The 26,402-nt window shown below is 61.4% G+C and carries 27 protein-coding genes; 12 read left to right on the forward strand and 15 right to left on the reverse strand.

Annotated features, from left to right (window positions below):
* Positions 1-13 precede the first annotated feature (13 nt).
* From AB4K19_RS15395 to AB4K19_RS15405, 3 genes are all read left to right on the forward strand, one after another.
* Entirely contained in the window at positions 14-2,827 is a 2,814-nt protein-coding gene (locus tag AB4K19_RS15395; RefSeq protein WP_436398252.1) for a molybdopterin oxidoreductase family protein, read from the forward strand.
* Between the two features lie 160 nt (positions 2,828-2,987).
* The gene (locus AB4K19_RS15400; protein ID WP_375229176.1) at positions 2,988-3,737 is read left to right on the forward strand and encodes a 4Fe-4S dicluster domain-containing protein; all 750 of its coding nucleotides are present in this window, start codon (positions 2,988-2,990) and stop codon (positions 3,735-3,737) included.
* Positions 3,737-4,609 (forward strand): dimethyl sulfoxide reductase anchor subunit family protein, encoded by an 873-nt coding sequence (locus AB4K19_RS15405; protein WP_375229177.1) that lies wholly within the window; start codon positions 3,737-3,739, stop codon positions 4,607-4,609. Before AB4K19_RS15400 ends, AB4K19_RS15405 begins: the two co-directional genes overlap by 1 nt.
* Here AB4K19_RS15405 and AB4K19_RS15410 read toward each other — a convergent pair.
* Both AB4K19_RS15410 and dapA read right to left on the reverse strand, forming a co-directional pair.
* Positions 4,594-5,769, reverse strand: coding sequence for a M20 aminoacylase family protein (locus AB4K19_RS15410; RefSeq protein ID WP_375229178.1), 1,176 nt, complete (start codon positions 5,767-5,769; stop codon positions 4,594-4,596). The two genes, AB4K19_RS15405 and AB4K19_RS15410, sit on opposite strands and share 16 nt — an antisense overlap.
* 90 nt (positions 5,770-5,859) lie before the next feature.
* A complete protein-coding gene (dapA, locus tag AB4K19_RS15415; RefSeq protein WP_375229179.1) occupies positions 5,860-6,735 on the reverse strand; it encodes a 4-hydroxy-tetrahydrodipicolinate synthase in 876 nt (291 codons plus the stop codon).
* 126 nt (positions 6,736-6,861) lie between these two features.
* Here dapA and AB4K19_RS15420 point away from each other — a divergent pair, with 126 nt between their 5' ends.
* Positions 6,862-8,835 carry a lytic transglycosylase domain-containing protein gene (locus AB4K19_RS15420; RefSeq protein ID WP_375229180.1) on the forward strand — a complete coding sequence of 658 codons (1,974 nt, stop codon included), beginning with the start codon at positions 6,862-6,864 and terminating at the stop codon, positions 8,833-8,835.
* On the opposite strand, the gene AB4K19_RS15425 is transcribed toward AB4K19_RS15420, so the two are convergent.
* Both AB4K19_RS15425 and mnmD read right to left on the reverse strand, forming a co-directional pair.
* Entirely contained in the window at positions 8,800-9,669 is an 870-nt protein-coding gene (locus tag AB4K19_RS15425) for a DMT family transporter (RefSeq protein WP_375229181.1), read from the reverse strand. The two genes, AB4K19_RS15420 and AB4K19_RS15425, sit on opposite strands and share 36 nt — an antisense overlap.
* On the reverse strand, positions 9,666-10,343 hold the full coding sequence (gene mnmD, locus AB4K19_RS15430) for a tRNA (5-methylaminomethyl-2-thiouridine)(34)-methyltransferase MnmD (RefSeq protein WP_375229182.1): 678 nt from the start codon (positions 10,341-10,343) through the stop codon (positions 9,666-9,668). Before mnmD ends, AB4K19_RS15425 begins: the two co-directional genes overlap by 4 nt.
* 63 nt (positions 10,344-10,406) lie before the next feature.
* Here mnmD and AB4K19_RS15435 point away from each other — a divergent pair, with 63 nt between their 5' ends.
* Positions 10,407-11,438, forward strand: coding sequence for an NAD(P)/FAD-dependent oxidoreductase (locus tag AB4K19_RS15435; RefSeq protein WP_375229183.1), 1,032 nt, complete (start codon positions 10,407-10,409; stop codon positions 11,436-11,438).
* On the opposite strand, the gene AB4K19_RS15440 is transcribed toward AB4K19_RS15435, so the two are convergent.
* Positions 11,433-12,242, reverse strand: a complete 810-nt coding sequence (locus AB4K19_RS15440) for an acyl dehydratase (protein WP_375230908.1) — start codon at positions 12,240-12,242, stop codon at positions 11,433-11,435. The genes AB4K19_RS15435 and AB4K19_RS15440 overlap by 6 nt on opposite strands.
* Positions 12,243-12,272: 30 nt before the next feature.
* Here AB4K19_RS15440 and AB4K19_RS15445 point away from each other — a divergent pair, with 30 nt between their 5' ends.
* A complete protein-coding gene (locus tag AB4K19_RS15445) occupies positions 12,273-12,689 on the forward strand; it encodes a VOC family protein (protein ID WP_375229184.1) in 417 nt (138 codons plus the stop codon).
* Here the strand turns inward: AB4K19_RS15445 and AB4K19_RS15450 are convergent.
* From AB4K19_RS15450 to AB4K19_RS15465, 4 genes are all read right to left on the reverse strand, one after another.
* Entirely contained in the window at positions 12,686-13,228 is a 543-nt protein-coding gene (locus tag AB4K19_RS15450) for an NADPH-dependent FMN reductase (protein WP_375229185.1), read from the reverse strand. The two genes, AB4K19_RS15445 and AB4K19_RS15450, sit on opposite strands and share 4 nt — an antisense overlap.
* A 109-nt stretch (positions 13,229-13,337) precedes the next feature.
* Entirely contained in the window at positions 13,338-13,997 is a 660-nt protein-coding gene (locus tag AB4K19_RS15455; RefSeq protein WP_375229186.1) for an OmpA family protein, read from the reverse strand.
* 132 nt (positions 13,998-14,129) lie between these two features.
* On the reverse strand, positions 14,130-14,996 hold the full coding sequence (locus AB4K19_RS15460) for a methylated-DNA--[protein]-cysteine S-methyltransferase (RefSeq protein WP_375229187.1): 867 nt from the start codon (positions 14,994-14,996) through the stop codon (positions 14,130-14,132).
* Between the two features lie 50 nt (positions 14,997-15,046).
* Positions 15,047-15,973 carry a Hint domain-containing protein gene (locus tag AB4K19_RS15465; protein WP_375229188.1) on the reverse strand — a complete coding sequence of 309 codons (927 nt, stop codon included), beginning with the start codon at positions 15,971-15,973 and terminating at the stop codon, positions 15,047-15,049.
* Between the two features lie 147 nt (positions 15,974-16,120).
* Here AB4K19_RS15465 and nth point away from each other — a divergent pair, with 147 nt between their 5' ends.
* Genes nth through AB4K19_RS15480 form a run of 3 tightly spaced genes read left to right on the forward strand, consistent with a single transcriptional unit; the run spans position 16,121 to position 18,356 of the window.
* Complete coding sequence (gene nth, locus AB4K19_RS15470; protein ID WP_375229189.1) at positions 16,121-16,765, forward strand: endonuclease III; 645 nt, start codon at positions 16,121-16,123, stop codon at positions 16,763-16,765.
* Positions 16,762-17,751: an adenosine kinase gene (locus tag AB4K19_RS15475; protein WP_436398257.1), complete on the forward strand. Its 990-nt coding sequence runs from the start codon at positions 16,762-16,764 to the stop codon at positions 17,749-17,751. The genes nth and AB4K19_RS15475 overlap by 4 nt, the downstream gene beginning before the upstream one ends.
* Positions 17,752-17,753: 2 nt before the next feature.
* Positions 17,754-18,356: a GNAT family N-acetyltransferase gene (locus tag AB4K19_RS15480; protein WP_436398258.1), complete on the forward strand. Its 603-nt coding sequence runs from the start codon at positions 17,754-17,756 to the stop codon at positions 18,354-18,356.
* On the opposite strand, the gene AB4K19_RS15485 is transcribed toward AB4K19_RS15480, so the two are convergent.
* On the reverse strand, positions 18,347-18,829 hold the full coding sequence (locus AB4K19_RS15485; protein WP_375229190.1) for an RNA pyrophosphohydrolase: 483 nt from the start codon (positions 18,827-18,829) through the stop codon (positions 18,347-18,349). The two genes, AB4K19_RS15480 and AB4K19_RS15485, sit on opposite strands and share 10 nt — an antisense overlap.
* A complete protein-coding gene (locus AB4K19_RS15490; protein ID WP_375229191.1) occupies positions 18,826-19,284 on the reverse strand; it encodes a GNAT family N-acetyltransferase in 459 nt (152 codons plus the stop codon). The genes AB4K19_RS15485 and AB4K19_RS15490 overlap by 4 nt, the downstream gene beginning before the upstream one ends.
* Before the next feature lie 95 nt (positions 19,285-19,379).
* Here AB4K19_RS15490 and AB4K19_RS15495 point away from each other — a divergent pair, with 95 nt between their 5' ends.
* Positions 19,380-21,407 carry an FAD-dependent oxidoreductase gene (locus AB4K19_RS15495; RefSeq protein ID WP_375229192.1) on the forward strand — a complete coding sequence of 676 codons (2,028 nt, stop codon included), beginning with the start codon at positions 19,380-19,382 and terminating at the stop codon, positions 21,405-21,407.
* A 270-nt stretch (positions 21,408-21,677) separates the two neighbouring features.
* Entirely contained in the window at positions 21,678-22,583 is a 906-nt protein-coding gene (locus AB4K19_RS15500; RefSeq protein ID WP_375229193.1) for a LysR family transcriptional regulator, read from the forward strand.
* Positions 22,584-22,648: 65 nt separating this feature from the next.
* On the opposite strand, the gene AB4K19_RS15505 is transcribed toward AB4K19_RS15500, so the two are convergent.
* The 4 genes from AB4K19_RS15505 to AB4K19_RS15520 are packed head-to-tail and all read right to left on the reverse strand — an operon-like array spanning position 22,649 to position 25,641.
* Positions 22,649-23,617 carry an OmpA family protein gene (locus AB4K19_RS15505; protein ID WP_436398261.1) on the reverse strand — a complete coding sequence of 323 codons (969 nt, stop codon included), beginning with the start codon at positions 23,615-23,617 and terminating at the stop codon, positions 22,649-22,651.
* Positions 23,614-24,186: a peroxidase-related enzyme gene (locus AB4K19_RS15510; RefSeq protein WP_375229195.1), complete on the reverse strand. Its 573-nt coding sequence runs from the start codon at positions 24,184-24,186 to the stop codon at positions 23,614-23,616. Before AB4K19_RS15510 ends, AB4K19_RS15505 begins: the two co-directional genes overlap by 4 nt.
* Entirely contained in the window at positions 24,179-24,919 is a 741-nt protein-coding gene (locus tag AB4K19_RS15515) for a GNAT family N-acetyltransferase (protein ID WP_375229196.1), read from the reverse strand. The genes AB4K19_RS15510 and AB4K19_RS15515 overlap by 8 nt, the downstream gene beginning before the upstream one ends.
* On the reverse strand, positions 24,916-25,641 hold the full coding sequence (locus AB4K19_RS15520; protein ID WP_375229197.1) for a competence/damage-inducible protein A: 726 nt from the start codon (positions 25,639-25,641) through the stop codon (positions 24,916-24,918). Before AB4K19_RS15520 ends, AB4K19_RS15515 begins: the two co-directional genes overlap by 4 nt.
* 48 nt (positions 25,642-25,689) lie before the next feature.
* Between AB4K19_RS15520 and sfsA the strand changes: the two genes are divergently transcribed.
* Positions 25,690-26,397 (forward strand): DNA/RNA nuclease SfsA, encoded by a 708-nt coding sequence (gene sfsA, locus AB4K19_RS15525; protein ID WP_375229198.1) that lies wholly within the window; start codon positions 25,690-25,692, stop codon positions 26,395-26,397.
* Positions 26,398-26,402: the final 5 nt, after the last annotated feature.

Below are 26,402 nucleotides of genomic sequence, written 5' to 3' on the forward strand. Positions count from 1 at the left end.
AGGAGAGCTTTCCATGAACCAGCCAGTCCTCGACCTGAGCCCGAAAGTCTCCGATGAGGTGCGCAAGACCACCTGTTACATGTGCGCCTGCCGCTGCGGCATCAACGTGCACATGAAAGACGGCAAAGTCGCGTACATCGAAGGCAACAAAGATCACCCCGTGAACCAGGGCGTGCTCTGCGCCAAGGGCTCGGCGGGCATCATGCAGGTCAACGCCCCCTCGCGTCTGCGCAAACCGCTGAAGCGTGTGGGCGAGCGCGGCTCCGGCGAGTTCGAAGAGATCGAATGGGACGAGGCCCTGAAAATCGCCACCGAATGGCTGGCACCGGTGCGCCGCGACAACCCGTCGAAACTCGCCTTCTTTACGGGTCGTGACCAGTCGCAGTCGTTCACCTCCTTCTGGGCACAGAACTTCGGCACCCCGAACTACGCTGCCCACGGAGGCTTCTGCTCGGTCAACATGGCCGCGGCGGGCATCTACACCATGGGCGGGGCCTTCTGGGAATTCGGCCAGCCGGACTGGGATCACACCAAACTCTTCATGCTCTTCGGCGTGGCCGAGGATCACGACAGTAACCCGATCAAAATGGGCATCGGCAAAATCAAGGCGCGCGGCGCACGGGTGATCGGTGTTAACCCGATCCGCACCGGCTACAACGCTGTGGCCGACGACTGGGTCGGCATCACGCCCGGCACCGACGGTCTCTTTATCCTGGCGATGATCCACTGCCTGATGAAAGCAGGCAAAATGGACCTCAACTATCTCGCGCAATACACTAATGCGCCGGTGCTGGTGATCAACAACCCGGGCGCTGCCGATCATGGCCTGCTGATGCGGGACGGGAACGGCAAAGAGCTGGTGATCGATCGCGTGACCGGCAAGCTCACGCCCTTTGACCAGCCCGGCGTCAAACCAGACCTCGCCGCCACGTATGAGGCAGACGGCCGGACCCACCGCCCCGTCTTCCACCAGATGGCGGATATGTATCTCGATGATCAATACGCGCCGGAAAACGTGGCCGACCGCTGTGGCATCCCCGCCGACCGCATCCGTGCCATCGCCGCAGAACTGGCCCGCGTGGCCTTCGAGGAAAGCTTCGAGCTTGATCACGCCTGGACCGATTTCCGCGGCGAAAAGCACGACAAAATGATCGGCCGTCCTGTGTCGTTCCACTCCATGCGCGGCATCTCCGCCCACGCCAACGGGTTCCAGACCTGCCGCGCCCTGCACACCCTGCAGATCATCCTGGGCACCGTCGAAGTGCCCGGCGGCTTCCGGTTCAAACCGCCCTATCCGAAACCGGCCACGGCGCACCCGAAACCGCACTGCAAGGTCACACCGGACACGCCCCTCGACGGCCCGCACCTGGGCTTTGTGCACGGCCCCGACGATCTGGCGCTCTGCGAAGACGGCTCGCCCGCGCGCATCGACAAGGCCTTCACCTGGGAAAATCCCATGTCCAGCCACGGGCTGATGCACATGGTGATCTCCAACGCCTACGCGGGTGATCCTTACAAAATCGACGTGCTGTTCATGTATATGGCCAACATGTCCTGGAACTCCTCGATGAACACCCGTGGTGTGATCGACATGCTGACGGACAAGGACCAGAACGGCGACTACGTCATCCCGAAACTGATCTATTCGGATGCCTACAGCTCCGAGATGGTCGCCTATTCCGATCTGGTGCTGCCCGACACGACCTATCTGGAACGCCATGACTGTATCTCGCTGCTGGACCGTCCGATCTGCGAAGCCGACGCCGCCGCGGATGCGATCCGCTGGCCCGTGATCGAGCCCGACCGCGACGTCAAAGGCTTCCAGTCCATGCTCTGCGAGCTGGGCGCGATGCTGGGCCTGCCGGGCTTTGTGAACGAGGATGGCAGCCAGAAATACGCGGATTACGGTGACTATATCGTCAACCACCAGCGCAAACCGGGCATCGGCCCGCTGGCCGGATTCCGCGGCGAAAACGGTGACCAGTCCGGCCGCGGTGAGGTAAACCCCAACCAGCTGGACCGCTACATTGAAAACGGCGGCTTCTTTGTCGAACACATCCCCGATGGGGCGAATTACTACAAACCCTGGAACGCCGCATACCAGGACTGGGCTGTGGGCATGGGGCTTTACGACAAACCCGAACCCTATCTCTTCTCGCTCTACTCTGAGCCGATGCGCCGCTTCCAGCTGGCCGCAGAGGGGCATGGCGACCGCCAGCCGCCCGAATACCTGCGCGCCCGCATCAGAGAGAAAATGTCGCCCCTGCCGATCTGGTATTCTTCCGAGGAAGAAAACAAGGTCGATGAATTCCCGGTCACGGCCCTCACCCAGCGCCCGATGGCGATGTACCACTCCTGGGGGTCCCAGAACGCCTGGCTCAGACAACTGCACGGCCACAACCCGCTTTATCTGCCCACAAAGCTGATGCGCGAAAACAACCTCTCGGACGGCGACTGGGCAAAGGTGACATCGCCACACGGCGAGATCACGGTACCCGTCCTGGAAATGGCCGCGCTCAACGAAAACACGGTCTGGACCTGGAACGCGATCGGCAAACGCAAGGGCGCCTGGGCGCTCGAGGAAAACGCACCCGAAGCCACCCGCGGCTTCCTGCTCAATCACCTCATCCACGAACTGTTGCCCCCCAAAGGCGACGGTCTGCGCTGGGCCAACTCTGATCCGATCACCGGCCAGGCCGCCTGGTTCGACCTCAAGGTACGGATCGAAAAAGCCACACCACCGGACGAATCCAAACCCGGTTTTGACGCGATAAAATCGCCCGTCGGCAAAGGTCCCAAAGACCTGAAATGGAAGGTGGGCAAATGACCATTCTTCTGGCCGGAAATATCCCGGGGTCCGGGGCAGCGCCCCGGAAAATCCTTCTTAACAACACCCTGCACCACCGCACGCGGCGCACCGACGTAATACCGACGTTAAACCGACACGATACCGACGCCGCACCGACGGCCAGAAAAGAGGGCCTAAAATGACCACTCTGCCAGCACATACCGACAAGAAACTGGGCCTCGTGATCGACCTCGATACCTGCGTCGGCTGCCACGCCTGCGTGATCTCCTGCAAAGGCTGGAACACCGAAAACTACGGCGCGCCCCTGTCGGATCAGAACGCTTACGGCGCCGACAACAACGGCACCTTCCTCAACCGCGTGCACTCCTTCGAGGTCCAGCCCGAAGGCGACGCCGCCGCCCAGCTTATCCACTTCCCCAAGTCCTGCCTGCACTGCGAGGACGCGCCCTGCGTGACCGTCTGCCCGACCGGTGCCAGCTACAAACGGGTCGAGGACGGCATCGTTCTGGTGAACGAATCCGACTGTATCGGCTGCGGCCTCTGCGCCTGGGCCTGCCCTTACGGCGCGCGCGAACTCGACCAGGCCGAAGGCGTGATGAAGAAGTGCACGCTCTGCGTCGACCGGATCTATAACGAGAACCTGCCCGAGGAAGACCGCCAGCCTGCCTGTGTGCGCACCTGCCCCGCCGGTGCCCGTCATTTTGGTGATCTGGGCGATCCCGACAGCGACGTCAGCAAGCTGGTCGCCGAGCGTGGTGGCATGGACCTGATGCCCGAGCAGGGCACCAAACCTGTGAACAAATACCTGCCCCCGCGGCCCAAGGACGAGATGCCGGAATTCGATGTACTGGCCCCCTTCCTGGAACCTGTGGCAGAGGAGCCCAAAGGCTTCCTCGGCTGGCTTGACAAAACACTGGAGAAACTCTGATGCATCCCGCACCTTCCGTCATTTTCTTCACTGTTTTCAGCGGCCTGGGCTTTGGCCTGCTGACCTGGCTGGGCCTTGGCTACCCTGCAGTCACCGGCTGGACAGCCTTCGCGTTCTTCGCCATCGCCTACGCCATGGCCGTGGGCGGTCTTCTGTCTTCGACCTTCCACCTTGGCCGGCCCGAACGGGCGATCAAAGCCTTCACTCAATGGCGCTCCAGCTGGCTCAGCCGCGAAGCCTGGTGCGCTGTAGGTGCACTGGTGGTCATGGGCCTGTATGGCGCGGGCCTCGTGTTTCTGGGCGAACGCTACAGCCTGCTCGGCATCATCGGAGCTGCCCTGTCGATGGCTACTGTTTTCACCACCTCGATGATCTACACCCAGCTGAAAACCATCCCGCGCTGGAACATGCCCGTCACACCGGTCAAGTTCCTGTCGCTTTCGCTGGCAGGTGGCGCACTGCTCTCCGGCCAGGTTACCGCAGCGCTCGTGCTGCTGGTCATCGCGGGTGCCGTGCAGCTGGTCACATGGAACATGGGCGACAAAGCTCTCGCAGGCTCCGGAACCAACATGGCCTCTGCCACCGGACTGGGAAGCATCGGCAGTGTCCGCGCTTTTGAGCCACCACACACCGGCACCAACTATCTGCTGCGCGAATTCGTGCACGAGATCGGCCGTAAACACAGCCAGAAACTGCGGATCATTTCGCTGGTTCTGATGGTCGTGCTGCCGGTTGTACTGCTCTCGCTGCCGTTCTCACATTTCCTGGCGCTGCTCGCCGTGATCAGCCACGTGGCAGGCGTCCTGACCGCGCGCTGGCTCTTCTTTGCAGAGGCCGAACACGTGGTCGGCCTTTACTACGGCAAACGCTGAAGCGGCATCCGCCGTTCGACGATCCGCGCCATAATGGACGCGCCAACGGGCAGGATCTCCTCGCCCAGAACAAAGCCCGGGTTGTGCAGCGGCAGCGTGCCGCTGTGCCCCAGGCTGCAATAGGCCCCCGGCACCACGCGCAGCATGTCGGCGAAGTCCTCGGACCCTGTGGTGGGCGCATCGTCTGCTGAGACATTCTCCGGCCCCACGATGTCTGCCGCCGCTTCCACATAGGCCTCTGACAGGTCGTCATCGTTGATCAGCACATCGAACACCGGGCGCAGATCGAGATGAATTTTCACGCCATGTGCCACGGCATAGCCATCACAGATGGCCTGCATCCGGTCAGCCGCAATCCGGTATATTTCATCGCGGAAATACCGGATCGTCCCGGCAAGGGTCGCAGTGCCCGGAACAACGTTGTAGGCCGAGCCCGCATTCATCTGCGTCACCGACAGCACACAGGTATCCTGCGGCGGGATGTTGCGCGCCAGCACTGTGTTCAGCTCGGTCGCAAGGCTGGCGGCCACCATCAGCGCATCACGGGATTCGTCGGGGTGTGCGGCATGGCTGCCTGTCCCTTCAACCCGGATGTCAAAGAACGCCGCCCCTGCAAGTGCTGCACCTTTGCAGATGCCGAATTTTCCCGGAACACCCGTCGGATAATTGTGCATTCCGTAAATCTCGTCACAGGGAAACCGCTCAAAAAGCCCGTCCGCGATCATGCCCCGCGCACCGCCAAGCCCCTCTTCGGCGGGCTGAAAAATCAGTACTGCGGTCCCGTCAAAATCGCGCGTTGCCGCCAGGTGCTTTGCCGCACCCAGTAGCATTGTTGTATGCCCGTCGTGCCCGCAGGCATGCATCACCCCGTCGTTCTCAGAAGCCCAGGCCAGCCCGGTATCCTCAACGATCGGCAGCGCATCCATATCGGCACGCAGCCCCACGCGCCGGTTGCCCTGACCCCGCCCGTGCACAAGTGCCACAACACCCGTACCGGCAATGCCGGTGGTGATCTCATCCACGCCGTAGGCCTGCAGTTTCTCGGCCACAATGCGGCTGGTGCGGCTCTCCTGGAAACCAATCTCCGGATGCGCATGCAGGTCGCGGAAAACCGCAATCAGTTCGTCTTCGCTCGCAGCAATTTCAGGCAGGATATTCATGGGCAACGCTCCGGTGTGAGAATACCGGCAACTATGATCAGCTGTGCGCCCGCGTCAACAACGGGTGGGGCGCTGGCCCCACCCGGAATTTCAGTTCATCAGACCCGCGTGACGCAGGCCGTTGTCCACCAGCGCGCGTGTGTCGTCCGACAGACCCGTCAGCGGCAGGCGCACTTCGTCCGAGCACAGATCAAGCTGTGACATCGCGTATTTCACGCCCACGAGGCCCGGCTCGGTAAAGATCGCCTTGTGCAGCGGCATCAGACGGTCCTGGATCTCCAGCGCCGAGGCGTAGTCACCGGCAAGACAGGCGGCCTGCATCTGGCTCAGCAGACGCGGTGCCACATTTGCTGTAACCGAAATACAGCCCGTGCCGCCCTGTGCGTTAAAGCCATGCGCGGTCGCATCCTCACCCGACAGCTGGATAAAGTCCGGCCCGCAGGTGATCCGCTGATCACAGACCCGCGCCAGATCGCCGGTAGCGTCTTTGACGCCGACAATGCGGGGCAGTTCGGCCAGTTTACCCATAGTCTCCGGGCTCATATCCACGACCGAGCGGCCGGGGATGTTGTAGATGATGATCGGCAGTTCGGCACAGTCATGCAGGGCTGTAAAATGCGCGATCAGCCCGGACTGGGTGGGCTTGTTGTAGTATGGCGTCACCACCAGCGCGGCATCTGCGCCAACAGATTCGGCATGGCGCACCAGGCGGATTGCCTCGGTGGTGTTGTTGGAACCTGCGCCCGCGATGACCGGCACGCGGCCGGCTGCGGCCTTGACGACCTCCTCGACCACTACCTCGTGTTCGCGGTGTGTCAGGGTCGGGCTTTCGCCGGTTGTTCCCACCGGAACAAGGCCGTTACTGCCCTCTCCGATATGCCATTCGACGAGTTTCTTGAGTGTCTCCAGATCCAGCTCGCCGTTCCGAAACGGCGTGACGAGGGCAGGCATTGAGCCTTTGAACATGTTCACGCTCCTTTTAGTTGTGGCCGGCAAATGGCCTGGGTTTTACCATCTTTTAAGCACGATCGTGATTTGATCGTGTTCAGTGACGGTCTATGCTCAGAGGCTCTAGCCTTCAAACGTTGGGAAATGCAAGTGATCAGACGCCAGCTGATGATTCTCGGGCTCGTTTTATTGACGGCTCTGCCTGCGGCAGCTGAACGGCCCCGGCCGCTTGCACTGGCTTTTGATGCGCTGCGCAGCGGCAACTGGCAGGATGCCGCGCGTGTTGCGGCCAAGGATGGCGATATTGCCGCTGACATCGTCGAATGGGCGCGCCTGCGTGATGGGCGTGGCTCTGCGGCCGAGGTCACAGCCTTCCTGTCGCGCCGACCGGACTGGCCGGGTGAAAGACTTCTGCGCCGCAAGTCCGAGGAAGCGATTTCGCGCGCGGGTACCGCCACAGTAACCGCCTTCTTTTCTGACACTCCGCCGCAGACCCCGGCGGGTGTTCTCGCTTTTGCCGATGCCCGCAATGATGTAGGTGTACCGGAAGAAGCGCGCGCACTAGTTGTAAATGCCTGGCGAAACTTCCCGATGAGCGCGGACGAACAGGCGACGTTTCAGTCACGCTTCGGGGGGTACCTGCGCGGGCACCACGATGCGCGGCTCGATACAATGCTGTGGCGAGGGTCCTACAGCAACGCGCGCCGCATGTTCCCGCTGGCCTCCGACGGCGCTGTTGCGGCCGCAAAAGCGCGCATTGCACTGCGCGAGGGAGAGAAGGGCGTAGACGGGCTGATCGCATCGGTACCGTCATCACATGCAAACAGTGGCGGGCTGCAGTACGACAGGTTCATCTGGCGCGCCCGCAAGGGACGCACAGACGATGCCAAAGCGCTGCTGCGCGCCACGTCGGTCAGTGCAGAGGCGCTCGGACGGCCCGGCGACTGGGCGAACCGGCGCAGATCACTCGCCCGGGACGAAATGCGCAACGGCGACCCGGAGCGGGCCTATGAACTGGCGTCGCGACATTTTCTGGAAGCAGGCTCTGATTACGCAGATCTCGAATGGCTTTCAGGGTTCATTGCCCTGCGCAAGCTGAAGGAACCGGAGACAGCGCTGAAGCATTTTGAGAACCACAGCGCAGCGGTGAAATCGCCCATTTCGAGGGGCCGTGCGGGCTACTGGCGCGGTCGCGCGCTGGAAGCGATGGGCGATGTGGCTGCGGCGGATCAGGCGTATCTGGACGCCGCGCAATACCAGACATCCTTTTACGGTCTGCTGGCGGCGGAACGTGCCGGTGTCGCCTTTGACATGGATCTTGCCGGTGAAACGGCGGTCGGCGACTGGCGTCAGTCTGCGCTGGTATCCGATGACGTTTTTCAGGCCGGGCTGCTGCTCCAGGCCTCCGGTGAGCTGAGCCTGGCGGAGCGGTTCTGGACGCACCTGACGGAAAGCCTGGACCGCAATGACGCGGGTCTGCTGGCACAGGCCGCGCTTGATCTGGAAGAACCACACCTTGCGGTGATGATCGGCAAACGCGCGGCGCGCCAGGCTATCGTTATACCGGGCGGGTATTACCCGCTGCACCCTGTGGCACGTCAGGATCTGCCGATGGCCCCGGAAATGACCCTCGCCATTGCCCGTCGCGAGAGCGAATTTGATCCGTCCGTGCAAAGCGGTGTCGGCGCGCGCGGCCTGATGCAGATCATGCCCGCCACCGGGCGCGAGGTTGCAAAACGCCTTGGGCGGCTGCAGCGGCACACCACGGACCGTATGATCACCGACCCGGCGTATAACGCGGAGCTGGGTGCTACCTATCTTTCGGTGATGGCTGGCCGGTTCCGCGGCAATGTCGTGATGATGTCCGCAGCCTACAACGCCGGTCCCAGCCGGCCGGACCGCTGGATGCAAACCTACGGCGATCCGCGGCGCGGCACCGTGGATATCGTGGACTGGATTGAACACATCCCTTTCCGTGAAACCCGCAACTATGTGATGCGGGTCGCAGAAAGTCTGCCGGTCTACCGCGCGATGCTGGGCGGGGACCCTATGCCTGTGCCCTTCACCGAGGAGCTGACCGGTTCAACGCTGCTGGCGTTCGCGCCAAAGGGTGAATAATCCGGCTCCCACGATCACCAGCGCACCGACCGCAACCTCCGGGCGGATGTTTTCACCAAACACCAGCAAGCCGATGGCCGCTGCAAAAACCAGCTGGAAGTAGGCAAAGGGCTGTATGGCACTCGCTTCGGCCAGCTCGTAACACCGGATCAGCAGCCAGTGACCCAGCGCGCCCGTGACACACAGCACCGACATCCAGGCCCAGTTCGGGGCCGACATCGGCTCCCACAGCCAGAGGCCCGGTCCGGTCAGCACCACAGCACCCACGGTGCCGGTCCAGAAAAAGCTCGTTGCCGTGGTGTCCAGCCGCGCCGCAAACCGGGTCAGCAGCGCATAAAGCGCAAACATCGCTGAGGCCACAAGCGGGACAATCGCGGCCGGATCAAAAACGCCAACCCCGGGCTGCAGGATGATCATGACACCCACGAACCCGGCAGCAATCGCCAGCCAGCGGCGCCAGCCCACCCGCTCGCCCAGGACCGGTCCGCTGAGTGCGGCCACAAAAAGTGGATAACAGGCAAAAACCGCGTGGCTTTCCACCAGTCCCAAGAGCGTAAAGCCAGCCACCATCACACAAACCTCTGTGGCCAGCAGAAAGCCCCGAAAAGCCTGCAGAACCGGTTGTTTCGTCGCCGCAGCCGCTCGGATGCCACCCGCTTTTCGAGCGGCCACGGCCACCACGAATGCGGCAAAAAACCAATAGCGGATCATAATGACCATGATCACATTGTAGCTTCCCGCGAGGTGGCGCGAGATGCCATCCTGCAGAGCAAATACGAATGTGGTCAGCAGCATCAGAAGCACCGCCGCGCGCAGATTGTCGGGCTTCGTCATGATCGCAGCACGCCCCGGCTCATATGCCGTTTGCGTCCATAACCGGGGCTGCGCGTTACCTCAAAACCGGCAGCCTCCAACCCGCGCCGCACAAAACCTGCGGCAGTGTAGGTCGCAAAACTGCCCCCTGCGCGGGTGTGCGCCCCAACCTCGAGCATCAGTGAGGGCGACCAGAGGTCCGGGTTTTTCGCCGGAGAAAACCCGTCGAGAAACCAGGCATCGGCCAGACCTTCCCATGCGGGCAGGGTCTCGTTTGCATCGCCGGTCAGCACGTTCAGATGCACCTCGGGCAGGATTTCGGCGCGACATCCCTCCGGGCCCCAGTGTGCCACCAGCAATCCGGCAGGGTCGCACAGCTCCGGAAAGGCACTCAATGCGCGCTGCATGTCTGTGACCGACATCGGAAAAGCTTCAAACGAGGTGAAGGTCAGAGGACCCGGGGCTCCTGCCGCCTGCCAGGCCAGAACCGTGGTCAGAAAATTCAGGCCGGTGCCAAAGCCAAGCTCGGCAATATGAAATCCTGGACCGAAACGCGCAGGCAGGTCATTGCCGTCAAGAAACACATGCCGCGTTTCGGCCAGACCGTTTTCAAGACTGAAGTAAGGATCATCGAACTGTTCAGATACCGGCACGTCTCCGGGTTTCCAGCTCAGTTCAGCCGTCTGGTTCTGCACGGTTCAGCCCTGTAAGATGTCAGCAGTCAGGCGGGACACTGGGACAGAAGGCAGTCTTTGGCAATGGTCGATATTACAGTCCGCGGCGCGGGCATTCTGGGGCTGAGCATCGCCTGGATCTGTACCGAACGCGGCGCAACCGTGCAGGTCATCGATCCGAACGGTCCCGCCGCGGGCAGCAGCGGGGGTGTTGTCGGTGCACTGGCGCCGCATGTCCCGGAAAACTGGAACCCGAAAAAAGCCTTCCAGCTCGACAGTCTGCTGGCAGCGGCGACCTTCTGGCAACGCGCGCGGGACGCAGGCGGTGTTGATCCCGGGTATCTGCGCAGTGGCAGGCTGCAACCCATAGCGGACGAACATGCGCGGCAGATCGCGGAGAACCGGCGCAACACAGCCCGCGCGCTGTGGAAGGATCATGCGGTCTGGGCCGTTGAACCGGTACCGGATGATCCGTGGGGGCCGGCAAGCCCCTCGGGGTATGTGATCCGCGATACGCTCAGCGCGCTGATCCATCCCCGCCAGGCCTGTATGGCACTGGTCGCCGCCCTTGAGACACGGGGCGTCGGGGTGATGCCCACAGGCGCAGACAGCGGGCGTATCGTCTGGGCCGCCGGCGTTGCCGGTCTGGAAATGCTGAACGAACGCCACCACCGGGCGGTCGGAAACGGCGTGAAAGGGCAGGCAGCCGTCCTGCAGCACGACGCGGCCGGGCGCCCACAGCTCTTCGCAGATGGGGTGCACATTATCCCGCACCTCAACGGCACGGTGGCAATCGGATCGACCTCAGAGCGGGAATACGAAGACCCGACGTCGACTGACGAACAGCTTGATGCGCTGGTGGACAAAGCCCGCAGGCTGGTGCCTGCACTTGCCAATGCGCCGGTCGTCGAACGCTGGGCGGGTGTGCGGCCGCGGGCGCGCAGTCGTGCGCCAATGCTGGGGTCATGGCCGGACCGGCCCGGACATTTCATTGCAAACGGCGGGTTCAAGATCGGGTTTGGGATGGCGCCAGGGATCGCCGCGGTCATGGCCGATCTCGTTCTGGAAGACCGCGACACCATTCCGGACGGATTCGGCGTCAGCGCGTCGCTATGACCTGACCACGGCAGTGGCTTCCATACACTGCCGCCCGTCTGACGCGCGCACCCACAACCGCGTACCATTGCGGCAGAGTTCTGCCGTCTCATGGTGCATGAGCGGCGCTGTCGCGCGAAAGGCAAACCGTTCAAGCGGCCCAAGCTCAGCTGCGGCGAACAGCATCAGTTTCTGCGCCAGCAGCGGGCCGTGCACCACCAGACCGTCATAGCCTTCGGCCTCGCGCGCATAGGTTTCGTCGTAATGAATTCGGTGCCCATTGAAGGTCAGCGCGGAATACCGGAAGAGCTGCGTGCTCGTGAACGCTGCGGGCTGCATTGTCTCTTCGTCCGTCGCGGCCACCGGCGCCACAGGGCGCGCGGCCTCTGCACGGGCCTGCTCGCGGTAAACGAGGTCCTGCCATTCAGTCACGCAGAGCTGTCCGTCCTGCCGGATTTCATGGCGTAGCGTTACCAGCGCCAGCGGACCACTGCGGCCCGTTTTGCGCGCCAGATTTTCACATATACTCGTTTTCTCAGCCGCCACCCCCGCCCGGAAAGGCGCGCCAAAAACCAGCCGGCCGCCGGCCCACATCCGGCGTGGCAACCCGGTCTCCGGGATCAGACCGCCAGGGCGGGGATGACCGTCCGCACCAAGCTCGGACGCAGGGCGCGCATCCCAGAAATAAAGCTGATGAAAAAAGGGTGGCAGCGGATCACCGGCGGAAATGTGCCCCGGCACCCCCAGTGTTGCCAGCAATGCATTCGCGCGCGCCGGGTCAACCGTGTCGCTTTGACTTGTCGCGGGCGACGTTGCATCCTGCATGCGCATAACCTTTCCTGCGAAACAGGTGCCATGAGCCAGAGCGAATTTCAATGCCGTGTCAGGACCTTCGACCATCTCGTGCTGACCGTCGCCAGCATTCCGGAATCCGTCAGATTTTATACCCAGGTGCTTGGCATGCGCGGGCGTCAGTTTGATGCAGCAGACGGCTCACGCCGCTGGGCGCTGACCTTTGGCCAGAATAAGATCAACCTGCACCAGAAAGGCCGCGAATTTGAACCGAAGGCGGCACACGCGCACCCCGGGACAGCGGATCTGTGTTTTCTGACGGATGCCCCGCTGGACGAATGGCTTGAGCATCTGGCCGTGCATCAGGTTGATATCGTGGACGGCCCGGTAGACCGCTCCGGTGCCACAGGGCCGATCCGGTCGGTCTATCTGCGCGATCCTGACGGCAATCTGATCGAGGTATCTGTACCGGCAGACTAGCGGCTGATTTCGGCGGCCAGCGCCTGCATCAGCGTGGTCAGTTCGCGCACATAGGTTTCGCCGGTCAGGCGTCCGTCAGCGTCAAACTGATTTGCACAATCCGCCAGATGGATTTCAGGTCCCTGCAGAATGCGCGGGCGAAACGGGACCATAAAACCGCGCAGCACCATCTGCGCGCGTTCTCCGCCAGCGCGCCCTGCCGCAGCTGACATCACAGCGACTGGTTTTCCCGCCCAGGGCTTACCATCTGTTCTGCTGACCCAGTCGAGCGCATTCTTGAGCGCACCAGAGGGTCCCTTGTTGTATTCAGGCGTCGAAATGATCACGGCATCCGCCACACCGATCATATCGGACAGCATCTGCACCTCCGCCGGAATACCCTTCGCGGCCTCGGCATCGCCGTCATAGAGCGGCAGATCAATGTCCCCCATTTCGAAATTGCAGTCGCCGAACAGACGCGCTGCTTCTCGGACCAGCTTTGTGTTTGCGGAATCCGCCCGGAGCGAGCCGGAAATACCCAGCACTCTGATATCAGTCATTTTCTCATCCGTTGATCACCACTCAGCCAGAAAAGGTGGAACGGCACTGGGCAAAAGCAAGGGGCCACGCGTTTCCGCATGGCCCCCGAGTGTTGTTTGCTTGCTATTGTCAGGCAGCCGGTGTCGGCAGAATGACAATCTCGACCCTGCGGTTCTGAGCTTTGCCTGACGCGTTCAGGTTGCTCGCAACAGGTTGCGTCTCACCACGCCCGACCGTCTGAATCCGCTGGCCGGGGACGCCTGCATTCAGAAGTACGGATGCAACGGAACTTGCGCGCCGTTCTGACAGCTGCTGGTTGTACCCTGCATCGCCGTCACTGTCGGTGTGCCCGACGACCTGGATCGTGGATTGCGGGTATTGCTGCAGGCTGTCGGCAACGGCATAGAGATCGTTCTGCAGGTCCGGGCGCACGGCAAAGCTGTCTGTGGCAAACAGCAGGTCCTGTGGCATGGAAACGATCAGCCGGTCGCCGGTGTTGGTGATCGAAACGCCGCTGTCGAGCTGCCTGCGCAGCTCCGCTTCCTGCTTATCAAGGTTGTAACCGGCCGCGCCGCCCACTGCGGCACCTAGGGCGGCACCCAGAAGGGTCGCCTCCGTATCGCCGCCGACAATCTGACCCGCGATGGCGCCAACGCCCGCGCCGATCAGTGCGCCCTGCTGTGTCTTGGGATTGCTGGAACCAGCGCCGATCTGGCCGGGATCAGTGCACGCAGCCAGTGCAAGTGTGCCCGCAAGGGCGAGAGCTGCCGGGGTTTTTAAACGTGTCATATTCGTACTGCCTTCAATGGTTGCAGCCCCGTTCGGGCGAGGCGTCGTTGTAAGAACGCACTATATATGGGCGTGGTTCCGCCGCAAACAAAGGGGAATTTCCGCCAGGCAGAAACCCGCCACTGTCACGTTTCAGTGTTCGGCGTGGACCGTTTCCATCGCCAGCATGGCCCGTTTCATGGGAAGGCCCCAGTGATATCCGCCCAGGCCACCGGATTTCCGAAGCGCCCGGTGGCAGGGGATCAGCCAGCTGATCGGGTTTCGGCCAACGGCAGTGCCAACGGCACGCACAGCGCGCGGCGCTCCCACAACGCGGGCGATCTCGGAATAGGTTGTGACCTGGCCCGACGGGATACTCAGCAGCGCTTCCCATACTTTGATCTGGAAAGGGGCACCGATCAGAAAAAGGGGTGCTGTATCCAGTGTGCCGTCGCCGGCCCCGAAGGCCTGCAATACCCAGGGACGCAGCATCATGGGATCCTCCCTGAATTCCGCCCGGGGCCAGCGGCCTACCAGGTCTTCGAACGCGGCTTCACTGCCCATTTCTGCTGCAAATCCGATGCCGCATATGCCTTTTTCCGTCCCCATAACGATTGCAGCTCCGAACGGGCTTTCGAACCAGCCCCAGAAGATGGTCAACCCATCGCCTTTGCGGGCATAGTCGCCCGGGCTCATGGCCTCCCAGCGCAGAAAAAGATCGTGCAGCCTGCCCGAACCGGACAGACCCACTGACTGCGACACCTCAAGCGTTGTGAACCGGTCAGCCAGCAGAGATTTCGCGTGTCCCAGCATCAGATACTGCTGATACCGCTTGGGCGAAACGCCGACCCACCTTGAGAAAACGCGCTGAAAATGCGCGGGGCTCATGCCCATGTCGGCGGCGATGCTCTCAAGAGAGACGTTTTCCTCGGCGCTGTCGATCATCTCGATTGCGCGACGGATCACCTGGTAGTGGTAAGCCGTTTCAGGCGTGTCCGGTATCTGGCTGTGCTGTGTCATGCATCCAGAATAAGGGCTCTGAACCGGCGTTTCGACCCGAAACCTGCGGATTAGGCGGTTTGATCAAGCATCGTTTGGCGCGGCAGCGTCTCTGCGATTCTTTTCGCCGCTTCGTGACGCCGGACCCAGGGCAGCACAGTGCGGCTGCCATGCCCGTCCGGCCCAAGAGCCTGCTGTATCTCCGGTGGCAACAGGGGGATCGTCGCGGGCGAGGCGTGCATGGTCTCGACCCAGGTACCTTCAGCCAGGATCAGTTCATGCGACGCGCACAGGATCGTTGTCAGGGTTGTACGGCGTGGCGGCCGCAGCGTGACGGCGAGACCATTGTCCGCAAGCGCCTGTGACGGAGCCAGAACCCCGTCGGGCTCCAGACGAAACCGCAGGCCACCGGTCACCCGAAGATCATGTGTTGGCAGGTCAGGTCCAAGCGTGCCGGCCGGAATGCACAGCAAGCCGCATCCGGCGTTCCGGCGCATAACGCCGGGATCAACACGGCGTCTGCCGATCCAGAGGATTGGCTGAAAACCGTTATCACGCGTAAGAACCCGGTCAGAGGTTTCGAGCCATTCAACGGGAATTTCACCGTCCTCAGTCTCAACCATTGTGCCCGGACCAAGGTGCGCCACGGCCCCGGCCATATCGTCCGCCAGTGCGTGGTCAGTCACCGGGTTCCGGCCACTGACAACCTCAAATGGCGTCCCGCGCGCCATCGCAACAGGGCACAGAAACGCCACTGTCTTTTCGTTCCGCAGTACACGGAACAGCGTCAGACCCGATCCGTCACCTGCCCTCAGGGACGTATGACCGTCGAAGGGTACCTGCCACACAGCATCCGCCGATTGCGCGGTTGCGCCCACGGACAGATCCACCGGCATATCAAATGGACCGGAAACGGAGCCCTCAAGTGTCAGAGTGCGCCGTTCGGGATCAAAAATTAGCGCCTCAGGTGCGCAGAAAAAACGCTCCGAAAAAGTCATGTTGGCTCCGTCTGGGTGAGTCTGCGCATTCTGCCAGAGCCGGGCGCACAGGCACATCACAAAAAACCTGACATTTGTCTTTGGTTTTAGTTATCGCGCCGGCGTTGCGCTTGCCCCGCCGGGCAATTCCCCGCATAACGCAGCACCATGGCAAAACAACTCGGCTATCATACGATCCGCGAGATTTTCACCCGCTTTCAGGAGGGAGACCCGGCCCCGAAAGGGGAGCTGGAACATGTGAACGTCTACACACTGGTCGTGGCAGTTGCGCTCAGCGCTCAGGCCACGGATGCCGGGGTCAATAAAGCGACGCGAAAACTGTTTCAGATCGCGGACACGCCGGAAAAGATGCTGGCGCTTGGCCTTGAGGGGCTGACTGAACACATCAAAACCATCGGGCTTTACCGGCAAAAGGCCAAGAATGTCATGAAGCTCAGCCAGATTCTGGTCGATGACTACGGCGGTGTCGTGCCCAACAGCCGCGCCGCGCTGCAGGGTCTGCCGGGTGTCGGGCGCAAGACGGCAAATGTGGTGCTGAACATGTGGTGGCAGCAGCCTGCACAGGCGGTCGACACCCACATCTTCCGGCTCGGGAACCGGTCCGGCATTGCGCCCGGCAAAACTGTCGAAGCGGTTGAGCGCGCCATCGAAGACAACATACCGGCTGATTTTCAGCTGCACGCACACCACTGGATGATCCTGCACGGGCGCTACCACTGCAAAGCGCGCAAGCCGCAGTGCCCGACCTGCGTCATCCGTGATCTCTGCTCATTTGAGGACAAAACCGAATGAAACAATACAAGCTCGTGGGGATCGGCAACGCGGTTGTCGATGTGATCAGCCACGCCGATGACAGCTTTCTCGACCATATGGGAATCGAAAAGGGCATTATGCAGCTCGTGGAGCGCGACCGGTCAGAAGCGCTTTATGGCTCCATGTCAGACCGCCTGCAGACACCGGGTGGCGCTGTAGCCAATACGGTTGCAGGTGTCGGCGCGCTTGGTCTGCAGACAGCTTTTATCGGACGGGTCCGCGATGACGCCCTCGGGAAATTCTACGCCAGCGCCATGACAGACAACGGGATTGATTTCGTCAATCCGCCGGTCGTGGACGGGGAAACGCCGACGTCCCGCTGTATGATCTTTGTCACGCCCGACGGTGAACGGTCGCTCAATACCTACCTCGGCATCTCCACCGGTCTGACGTCTGACGATGTGCCGGTCGAAGTCTCCGGGAACACACAGATCATGTTCCTTGAGGGATATCTCTTTGACCATGACGCGGGCAAAACTGCTTTCCGCGAAGCAGCGCGGGCGACCAAGGCCGGCAACGGCGTGGCCGGTATCGCCATCTCAGATCCGTTCTGCGTTGAACGTCACCGCGCGGATTTCCTGTCGCTGATCGAGCATGATCTCGACTATGTCATCGGGAACGAGCACGAGATCAAATCCCTGTTTGAAACCGATGACCTGGAACTGGCACTGGGCAAAACCGCCGACATCTGCCCACTGGTCGTCTGCACCCGGTCCGGCGACGGCGTTTCGGTCATCTCGGACGGCAAGCGCTATGACATCCCGGTTCAGGAGGTCACGCCTGTAGATGCAACCGGTGCCGGCGATCAGTTTGCCGCGGGTTTTCTTTATGGTCTAGCCACATCGCGCGACATCGAAACCTGCGCCCGAATGGGCAACGCCTGTGCTGCGGAAGTTATCAGCCATATCGGACCACGCCCGCAAAAAGACATGATGGACGTGTTCCGCGCCGAAGGCCTGGTCTGAGCATGCTGCCGGACGGGTTTCATGACATTCCGCCGGGCAAGGTGGCGATGATCGTCACCCATCTGGAAATGACTGAGCCGGCAGCAACCAGGCCTGTGGCACTGCCGCAGGGTGTCACCTTTCACCGTGTGACGCCCGGTCCGGAATGGTACCGCGACATTTTCAAACGCGTCGGCTCGCAGGACTGGCTCTGGTACGGCCGGCTGCGCAAGACCGATGCAGAACTGATGGAAATTCTGGGCGATCCGGACGTTGAGGTTTACACGCTGCGCCGCGACGGTGCGGACGAAGCGCTGCTGGAGCTCGACTTCAGGGTGCCGGAGGCATGTGAACTCGCTTATTTCGGGCTGACCGACAGGCTGATCGGAACCGGGTCGGGCAGATACCTGATGAACGAAGCGGTGTCGCGCGCCTGGTCCCGGCCGATCCGGCGTTTTCACGTGCACACCTGTACCATCGACAGCCCGCAGGCGCTGTCATTCTACCGTCGCAGCGGTTTCACACCAACCCGTCAGCAGGTTGAAATTGACAATGATCCACGCCTCATCGGCGTCCTGCCGGAAGACAACGGGCCCAATGTACCGATGTTCCGCGCTCAGAAATGATCGCGGAAATCTTCAAGAACGGCGGCGTAAACGTCGCGTTTGAACGGAACGATATTGTCGACCAGATCTGCGACCGGCAACCAGCGCCATTCTGAGAACTCCTGGTGTTTCTGCTCGATGCGGATGTCAGCGTCGGAGCCATGGAACCGCATCAGAAACCATTTCTGCTGCTGCCCGCGGAACCGCCCCTTCCAGAGCTTTGGCACCAGATCATAGGGCAGTTCATAAGGCAGCCACCGGGGGCTTTCAGCGACAACAGTAACTTTGTCGGCCTTCACGCCAGTCTCTTCGGTCAGTTCCCGCAGCGCTGCGGCCTGCGCCTGTTCGCCCTCGTCGATGCCGCCCTGTGGCATCTGCCAGGCCGCAACCCTGCTGTCGATACGCTGGCCGACAAAGACCTCACCACCGGCATTCATCAGCATCACACCAACACAGGGGCGGTACGGGAGCCGGGCGATTTCTTCAGGGGTCATGTCAGCACTTTCTCCATCTCCGCCCGGCGCAGAAGTTCGCCTGCGCGCCCGACGGTTTCATGCTGGATAACCTGGAAACCCACTGTCCGAAAGGCAGGTTCCGCCATCAGGCTGGCGTGGGTATGCAGCCGCCGCTCTCCGGTATCCCGGGCCCGGTCCTCAATCGCCGCATAAAGAGCACGGAAGATGCCCTGACCGCGGTATCCCGGAAGGATAAAAGCCAGATCAACATACCCGCCCGGTTCCACAGTCATAAAGCCGACAGGCTCACCAGCCACTTCTTTGAGCACACAGTCTTTTTGGGCGAGGCGTTGCGCAAAGGGCCCGGTTTCCGGCGCCTTCGGCATCCAGGCGATGCGCTGCGCTTGGGTGTAGGGGCTGTCGCCTTCGCGCACCGAGCGGAAGAATACATCCGCAAGCAGCGCTGCATCCTCCGGAGTTGCCCATCTGATCATGTTCATTCCTTTGCCCGTGTGACGCCGCGTTCGACGTGACACCCGATATGTGAAAATGTGAAGTGAGCGCAATCAAAACGAGGGAGGTTTTCAGAATGGCCGATTATCCGCATATGCTGGCGCCGCTGGATCTGGGGTTCACCACGCTGAAAAACCGCGTCCTGATGGGGTCGATGCACACCGGTCTGGAGGAAACCAAAGACTGGAACCGCGTTGCTGAATTCTATGCGGCGCGCGCCCGTGGACAGGTTGCGCTGATGGTCACCGGCGGGATCGGCCCAAACCTCGAAGGATCTGTCCTGCCCGGCGCGGCCATGATGGTCACAGATGAAGATGTTGCAAACCATCGCATCGTCACGGACCGCGTGCATGAAGCCGGCGGCAAAATTGCGATGCAGATTCTGCACGCCGGGCGCTATGCCTATGGGCCGAAATGCGTGGCTCCCTCTGCCATCAAGTCACCGATTTCGCCCTTTCCACCGACCGAACTGGACGAGGATGGCATCGAAAAACAGATCAGCGACATCGTTGCCTGTGCTGTCCGGGCGCGTGAAGCCGGATACGACGGTGTGGAGATCATGGGGTCCGAGGGATATTTCCTGAACCAGTTCCTGGTCACACACACCAACAAACGCACCGACCGCTGGGGCGGTTCCTATGAGAACCGTATGCGCCTGCCGGTCGAAGTGGTGCGCCGTGTGCGCGAAGCGGTCGGCACAGATTTCATCCTGATTTACCGCCTGTCCATGATCGACCTGGTGCCTAACGGATCCACCCATGACGAAGTGGTGCAACTGGCGCAGGCGGTGGAGGCTGCGGGGGCTACGATCATCAACACCGGCATCGGCTGGCACGAAGCGCGCATCCCGACGATTGCAACCTCGGTTCCGCGCGCGGCTTTCGCCTGGGTGACCAAAAAGCTGATGGGTAAAGTTGGCATCCCGGTCATCACGTCCAACCGGATCAACACACCGGAAGTTGCCGAGGAGGTTCTGGCAACCGGTTGCGCCGACATGGTGTCGATGGCCCGCCCGATGCTGGCGGATGCAGATTTCGTGAGCAAAGCCATGACTGGTAACAGCGCGCAGATCGCACCCTGCATTGCCTGCAACCAGGCCTGCCTCGACCACACGTTCTCTGGTAAAATTTCCAGCTGTCTTGTCAATCCGCGGGCCTGCTACGAGACAGAACTACAGATCGAACCGGCTGGCGAGACAAAGAACATCGCTGTGGTCGGTACCGGACCTGCCGGTCTTTCAACGGCAATCACGGCTGCCCAGCGTGGTCACCGGGTGACGGTGTTCGACCGCGCCGCACAGATCGGTGGTCAGCTGAACATGGCCCGTCAGGTTCCGGGCAAAGAAGAGTTCCATGGGCTCGTTGACTGGTACCGCACCATGGTCGACGAGGCCGGTGTCACGGTCGAACTGAACCGCGAGGTAAGCGCGTCTGATCTCAGCGGTTTTGATGAGGTCGTGGTTGCGACCGGCGTCGTACCCCGTGACCCGGGCATCCCCGGTCAGGACGCGCCGCACGTTCTGAGCTATATTGATGTGCTCCAGGGCAAGGCCCCCGTTGGTAAGCGGGTCGCAATTGTTGGCGCCGGCGGGATTGGTTTTGATGTGGCTGAATACCTCGTGCACTCGGGTGAAAGCCCCACCGAAAACCTGCCGGAATGGATGCGCGAATGGGGCGTCGCAGATCCTGCGGAACACCGCTCGGGGCTGGCACCTGAAGGTCCGCAGCCTGAGGCACCTGCCCGCGACATCGTTCTGTTGCAGCGCAAAGCGGAAAAACCCGGCAAACGCCTCGGCAAGACGACGGGATGGATCCACCGTGCCGCACTGGCGATGAAAAACGTGAAGATGATCGGCGGCGTGAACTACGAACGCATTGAAGATGGCGGTCTGGTCATCTCGCGCGGTGAAGCAAGGGAAAACCCAGAGCTGATCGACGCGGATACCATCGTTCTGTGTTCCGGCCAGCTTTCCGAGCGGAGCCTTGCAGATGCGCTTGAGGCGCAGGGAACACCCTGCCATGTGATCGGCGGCGCAGATGTCGCAGCGGAGCTGGACGCCAAACGCGCTATCGATCAGGGAACGCGCCTGGCGGCAACACTTTGACTTCAGGCACTGCCTCCTTCGCCTGATCCGGCACAGTTTTGCCAAAAAGGTTAACGTCAGGATTGGTGAGATGCCCACAACCAGAGAGTGCATTATATTAAGTTTATTAAATCTTTACGGGTCTGATCTCGCCCTTTTTACGCGTTATTACAGCGTTTCCGTGTTTTCAACGATCCTCTCAAAAACCGCGATACTGTCTCAGATACGCCCCGATCCTGCCCGATTTCACGATCATACAGGCCTTCAACGCAGAGATTGAAGGGATCGGCAATGGACCGCCTCACAGAAATGGAAGCATTCGCAACGGTCGTCGACCAGGGCGGCTTTACAGATGCGGCCAAAAAGATGGGAATCTCCAAATCCGCCGTCTCTAAACACGTGTCTTCTCTGGAAGCGCGCCTTGGCGCCCGTCTTCTGAACCGGACAACACGCCGCGTGAGCCCGACGGAAATCGGGCTGGCATATTATGATCGCGCGCGCCGTGTTCTGAATGACGCAGGTGAGGCCGATGCGCTGGTCACATCAATGCAGAGCGCACCATCGGGTTTGCTGCGCATTTCCGTGGCGACCGATTTCGGTGTGAACCACCTGTCGCCGGTTCTGAGTGAGTTTCTGTCTGATTTCCCGGATATCACCGTGAATATGGTCCTGAACAACCGGTATGTTGAACTGATTTCCGAAGGCTTCGATATGGCCGTGCGGATCGGCGAGCTGGAAGACAGCACGCTACGTGCGCGTAAGCTGACGGAAACGACTAAACGCATGATCGCCAGCCCCGCATATTTCGAGAAATACGGGCGCCCGGAAAAAATTGACGATCTGAACGATCACAAACTGCTGCATTATTCCAACCAGTCTTCCGGCAACGTGTGGAAACTGACCGCACCTTCGGGCGAAAAGCGCCAGGTGCGTACCGCTGGCTGGCTCAGCGTCAACGACGGCCAGTCCCTGCTGAACGCAGCGATTTCCGGGCTCGGCATCGCCTATCTGCCCAGCTTTCTTTACGCGGAAGCAATGGAAGAAGGCCTGGTTGAGGATGCAATCCCCGACCTGCCCATGGAAACTCAGGGCATCTACGCCGTGTACCCGCCCGGGCGGTTTACCCAGCCCAAGGTCCGCGCCTTTATCGACTTCCTTGTACATGCCTTTGCGGAAAAGGGCCCTTCAGACTGGTAGAACAGATTTCCACCTTCCCTCGGTGACCACCCTGCCCCCGATGACATTTTGCGTCGGGGGCTTTTTTATTCCACGCTCAGAACAATTGCCTCTACCCGGCGATTCAGCCGGCGGCCTTCTTCGGTAAGGTTACTGGCCATCGGCGCGAGATAGCCCATGCCTTCTGCTTCCAGGCGCGCGGGGTCGATCCCGTAGGCGCTGATCAGCCGCTGCCGGACAGACCGGGCGCGGGCCCGTGACACGGCGATGTTGGGATCAAGTCCACCGACAGTATCCGTGTGACCCACGAGCGCGATGCGCATGCTGGGATTATCCTGCAGAATGGACGCCAGTGTGGCCAGCGAGTTGTATTCTCCATCGCCCAGATCCGTCGATCCGGTAGCGAACCTCAGATCCTGCAGAACCATATGGCCCTGCTCCAGAAGCGTTCCGGCTGATTCTGGCGGCGTGCCAGCATCGGCAGGTGCAGTTCCGGGTACGACAACTGCAGTCTGCGGCAACAGCGCCTCGGCCTCCGGGCCGGTGCCAGCAGTGATGATCTGGACATAGGAAGATGCGGACGTGGCACTGGCGAGAATGCCGATTGCCCCCTCCGGCGCGTCACGCGGACCGGTAAATGCCGTCAGATAGCGGAACCGCGCAAGATTGACGTACATGTTGGGGCCAGGCAGGACTTCTGTCGAAAACCGGAAATCGAAGCCACCACAGCTGCGTGATGCACATTCAAAAATCACCTCATAGCCTGCGGCTTCAATCTGTTCCCGGAGCGGTACAATGATCTGCAGTGGGGTCAGACCCTCCTGCCCGATGCGCCAGGCGCGGCGCGTGATGGCACCCTCAATCGTGACGAACGGCTGTTGCCCGTTTGCATACCGTCCGACAGGCGCGTCGAAACTGTCCAGTTCGCTGTCACGTGCAACAGTCTGGCGCGCACCGAGCGGCAGCTCCGGCGCAAATGCGGAAAGCGCCTGCGGGAACAGAAGCGTACAGGTCAGCAGCGCCGCCGTACGCAGGGGGGCCGCAGTGCCTTTCATCTGGCCTGTGCGTGGTATTCGCCGTTCGGACGCATGTCCGTCGCGCTGGCAACACGGTTCGTCATATTGAAGAAGCCGGCAACGTTGGCGATGTCCCAGATGTCCTGGTCCGTGAAGCCCACGTCACGCAGGGCCTGCCTGTCCTGTTCTTCTACGGTAGCGCTCGCCGTCGTCATTTGTGCGGCGAAATCGAGCATCGCCCGGTGGCGGGCGTTCAGCGGTGCAACCCGGTAGTTCATCACCAGCGCTTCGCCCAGCATCGGATCACCGGACATTGCGCGCACCGCCGCGCCGTGGGCAACCAGACAGTAAAAGCACCGGTTAATGGAAGAGACCACTACCGCGATCATTTCCCGTTCCAGTTTGCTGAGTCCGGAAGGCGCCAGCATGAGGTTGTTGTACATGCCTGTGAAAGCGTCCAGCTTCTCGATGTCAAAGGCATAGGCGCGCAGCACGTTCGGGATCATGCCCAGCTTTTCCATGCAGACATCAAAGTACTTCTGCGTGGGCGCCGGCAACGGATCAACCGCAGGCAGGTTCAGTGCTGTAGGCAGGTCGGTATCAGCCATAAGCGGCGGCTCCTGACATAGGTTTCATGCGGTAATGGTACTGCGCTGCCGGCTCAAAGCCCAGCGCGGAATAAAGCGCATTCGCGGGCCCGTTGGCCTCAGTGCACAGGACAGCAACATGCCGGGCACCCTGCCGGGCGCCCCAGAACGCAGCCGCCCGCATGATCCGTCCGGCCACACCCTGCCGGCGCTGGTGGGGCAGGACTTCAACCGCGTGGACCATCGCAATATCGCCGCAGACAGCAACAAAACCGGTTCCGGCAGGTTTTTCATTCCAGCGCAGCAGAATACCCGTACCGTTTCCGGCGCGGTCCATCACCCGCAGCCGGGCCGGGCCGACCCCACCCGCAGCCCAGATTTCAGCCATGATCGCCAGTGGTTCACGGATCTCAAAGGCTGTGACAGGCGGCAGGGGCTGATCCGTCAGACCGGCCACCGGCATGGCCAGCACCCTTACCGGGTCGACAACGTCATAGCCCTTCGCAGCCAGAAGGATATCAAGGCGATCGTCACCGGCCCGGATCATGAAAAGCGGCGGCTGATCCAGCGCCTGCATCTCCTGTTCCGCCAGCGCAATGTCATCCCCCGCGACTTCTGTTTCAGCGGTTGCCGCGGACACGCGTTTGCCGCCGCCCTGCCCGTCACGGATCATCCATGGTCCGACCCGTTTCATCGCAGCTGCGGGCCAGGTCGCGTCTACGGCCGCAAGATACTCTGCGGCGCCGGGCGTCATCCGGGAAAAGCCGCCGAGAGCTGTTCCATCGCAGCGCGCACCATGTCCGGGTCCTGGCCGCGGATCACCACGTTTGAGCCGTATGCACCGTTGTCCTGCTGGAACGGGTAGGACCCCATGCTCAGGGCAGGAAACTGTTGCGCAAGAACCCCGAGGGGTCCTGCAATATCGCCTTCTCCCTGATCAATCCGCAGGGTCTCCGAAATCAGCGGCGCGCCCCCGGCCAGTTTCGGCAGCATCGTCTCGACCATCGCCTGAAAAACCGACGGGACACCTGCCATCACATAGACATTCTCAAGGATGAATCCCGGGGCGATTGACACCGGGTTTTCAATAAGTGCCGCGCCTTCGGGAATCCGCGCCATCCGCAGGCGCGCGGCGTTCAGTTCCTTGCCCGTGCGCGCATAATGATCCGCCAGCAGGCGCCGCGCGTCTTCGCGCACATCAATATCCCGCCCGAACGCTTCGGCAATGCAGTCCGCCGTGATGTCATCATGGGTTGGCCCGATGCCACCGCTGGTGAAAACATGATCGAACCCGGCGGCGAGTGACTGAACAGCACAGATGATCGCTTCGGGATTGTCACTGACCACGCGGACTTCACGCAGGTCGATGCCTGCCTCGGTCAGCCTGCCCGCCAGGTGGTACATGTTCGCATCACGGGTACGGCCCGACAGAATTTCGTCGCCGATCACCAGCATTGCAGCCGTCGGATTTGCCATGCGCACCCTCCTTGCGTCCCTTCCTCCGAGAGGTATAGACGGGGCATCATGCGCTTTCAAACCGATCTTGTACCCGCCCGGCTGACCCGCCGGTATAAACGTTTTCTTGCGGACTGCGTGCTCGAAGCTGACGGGCGCGAAATCACGGCCCATTGTGCAAATCCGGGCTCGATGATGGGCCTTGCCGAACCCGGCACCCGCGTCTGGCTTGAGCCGAATGACAATCCGAAAAAGAAGCTGAAATTCGGCTGGCGGCTGGTCGATCATGAGAACGGTCACTTTACCGGCGTTGACACCAGCGTGCCCAACCGCGCGTTCAAGGCGGCGCTGATGGCGCGCGAACTGGCTCCTTTTGCCGACTGGCCACTCGTCAGGCCGGAGGTAAAATACGGAGAAAACAGCCGCATCGACTTCCTTCTCAGCGGCGAAGGCCTGCCGGACGTCTACATCGAAGTCAAAAGCGTCACCCTGAGCCGCGCGGGCGGAGTTGCGGAATTCCCCGACAGTGTGACCGCCCGCGGGGCGAAACATCTGGGCGAACTGGCGCGCGTCGCCTTATCCGGCCATCGCGCTGTGATGCTCTACCTGGTGCAGCGCACGGATGCCCAAAACGTGACACTGGCCGGGGACATTGACCCCACCTATCTGGACGCCTGGAAGGCTGCGACATCTTCGGGCGTTGAAACTCTCTGCTTCGGCACCAATATCTCGCCCGGAGGCATCACAGTCGGCGCGGCACTGCCCTTTCAGCTCTGAGCACG

It is taken from the genome of Roseobacter phycocola, from assembly GCF_042055075.2.
In the GTDB taxonomy this organism is placed as follows: Bacteria; Pseudomonadota; Alphaproteobacteria; order Rhodobacterales; family Rhodobacteraceae; genus Roseobacter.

Bases quoted from the DNA above. Each gene is read 5' to 3' on its own strand.
- AB4K19_RS15445 (WP_375229184.1), top strand. From the start codon at position 12,273: ATGAGCCAGAGCGAATTTCAATGCCGTGTCAGGACCTTCGACCATCTC.
- AB4K19_RS15495 (WP_375229192.1), top strand. From the start codon at position 19,380: ATGGCCGATTATCCGCATATGCTGGCGCCGCTGGATCTGGGGTTCACC.
- AB4K19_RS15485 (WP_375229190.1), bottom strand. From the start codon at position 18,829: ATGACCCCTGAAGAAATCGCCCGGCTCCCGTACCGCCCCTGTGTTGGT.
- AB4K19_RS15505 (WP_436398261.1), bottom strand. From the start codon at position 23,617: ATGAAAGGCACTGCGGCCCCCCTGCGTACGGCGGCGCTGCTGACCTGT.
- sfsA (WP_375229198.1), top strand. From the start codon at position 25,690: ATGCGCTTTCAAACCGATCTTGTACCCGCCCGGCTGACCCGCCGGTAT.
- AB4K19_RS15455 (WP_375229186.1), bottom strand. From the start codon at position 13,997: ATGACACGTTTAAAAACCCCGGCAGCTCTCGCCCTTGCGGGCACACTT.
- AB4K19_RS15500 (WP_375229193.1), top strand. From the start codon at position 21,678: ATGGACCGCCTCACAGAAATGGAAGCATTCGCAACGGTCGTCGACCAG.
- AB4K19_RS15515 (WP_375229196.1), bottom strand. From the start codon at position 24,919: ATGACGCCCGGCGCCGCAGAGTATCTTGCGGCCGTAGACGCGACCTGG.
- AB4K19_RS15395 (WP_436398252.1), top strand. From the start codon at position 14: ATGAACCAGCCAGTCCTCGACCTGAGCCCGAAAGTCTCCGATGAGGTG.
- AB4K19_RS15475 (WP_436398257.1), top strand. From the start codon at position 16,762: ATGAAACAATACAAGCTCGTGGGGATCGGCAACGCGGTTGTCGATGTG.
- AB4K19_RS15440 (WP_375230908.1), bottom strand. From the start codon at position 12,242: ATGCAGGATGCAACGTCGCCCGCGACAAGTCAAAGCGACACGGTTGAC.
- AB4K19_RS15425 (WP_375229181.1), bottom strand. From the start codon at position 9,669: ATGACGAAGCCCGACAATCTGCGCGCGGCGGTGCTTCTGATGCTGCTG.
- AB4K19_RS15410 (WP_375229178.1), bottom strand. From the start codon at position 5,769: ATGAATATCCTGCCTGAAATTGCTGCGAGCGAAGACGAACTGATTGCG.
- dapA (WP_375229179.1), bottom strand. From the start codon at position 6,735: ATGTTCAAAGGCTCAATGCCTGCCCTCGTCACGCCGTTTCGGAACGGC.
- AB4K19_RS15520 (WP_375229197.1), bottom strand. From the start codon at position 25,641: ATGGCAAATCCGACGGCTGCAATGCTGGTGATCGGCGACGAAATTCTG.
- AB4K19_RS15510 (WP_375229195.1), bottom strand. From the start codon at position 24,186: ATGGCTGATACCGACCTGCCTACAGCACTGAACCTGCCTGCGGTTGAT.
- AB4K19_RS15435 (WP_375229183.1), top strand. From the start codon at position 10,407: ATGGTCGATATTACAGTCCGCGGCGCGGGCATTCTGGGGCTGAGCATC.
- AB4K19_RS15420 (WP_375229180.1), top strand. From the start codon at position 6,862: ATGCAAGTGATCAGACGCCAGCTGATGATTCTCGGGCTCGTTTTATTG.
- AB4K19_RS15400 (WP_375229176.1), top strand. From the start codon at position 2,988: ATGACCACTCTGCCAGCACATACCGACAAGAAACTGGGCCTCGTGATC.
- nth (WP_375229189.1), top strand. From the start codon at position 16,121: ATGGCAAAACAACTCGGCTATCATACGATCCGCGAGATTTTCACCCGC.
- AB4K19_RS15450 (WP_375229185.1), bottom strand. From the start codon at position 13,228: ATGACTGATATCAGAGTGCTGGGTATTTCCGGCTCGCTCCGGGCGGAT.
- AB4K19_RS15490 (WP_375229191.1), bottom strand. From the start codon at position 19,284: ATGATCAGATGGGCAACTCCGGAGGATGCAGCGCTGCTTGCGGATGTA.
- AB4K19_RS15460 (WP_375229187.1), bottom strand. From the start codon at position 14,996: ATGACACAGCACAGCCAGATACCGGACACGCCTGAAACGGCTTACCAC.
- AB4K19_RS15405 (WP_375229177.1), top strand. From the start codon at position 3,737: ATGCATCCCGCACCTTCCGTCATTTTCTTCACTGTTTTCAGCGGCCTG.
- AB4K19_RS15465 (WP_375229188.1), bottom strand. From the start codon at position 15,973: ATGACTTTTTCGGAGCGTTTTTTCTGCGCACCTGAGGCGCTAATTTTT.
- AB4K19_RS15480 (WP_436398258.1), top strand. From the start codon at position 17,754: ATGCTGCCGGACGGGTTTCATGACATTCCGCCGGGCAAGGTGGCGATG.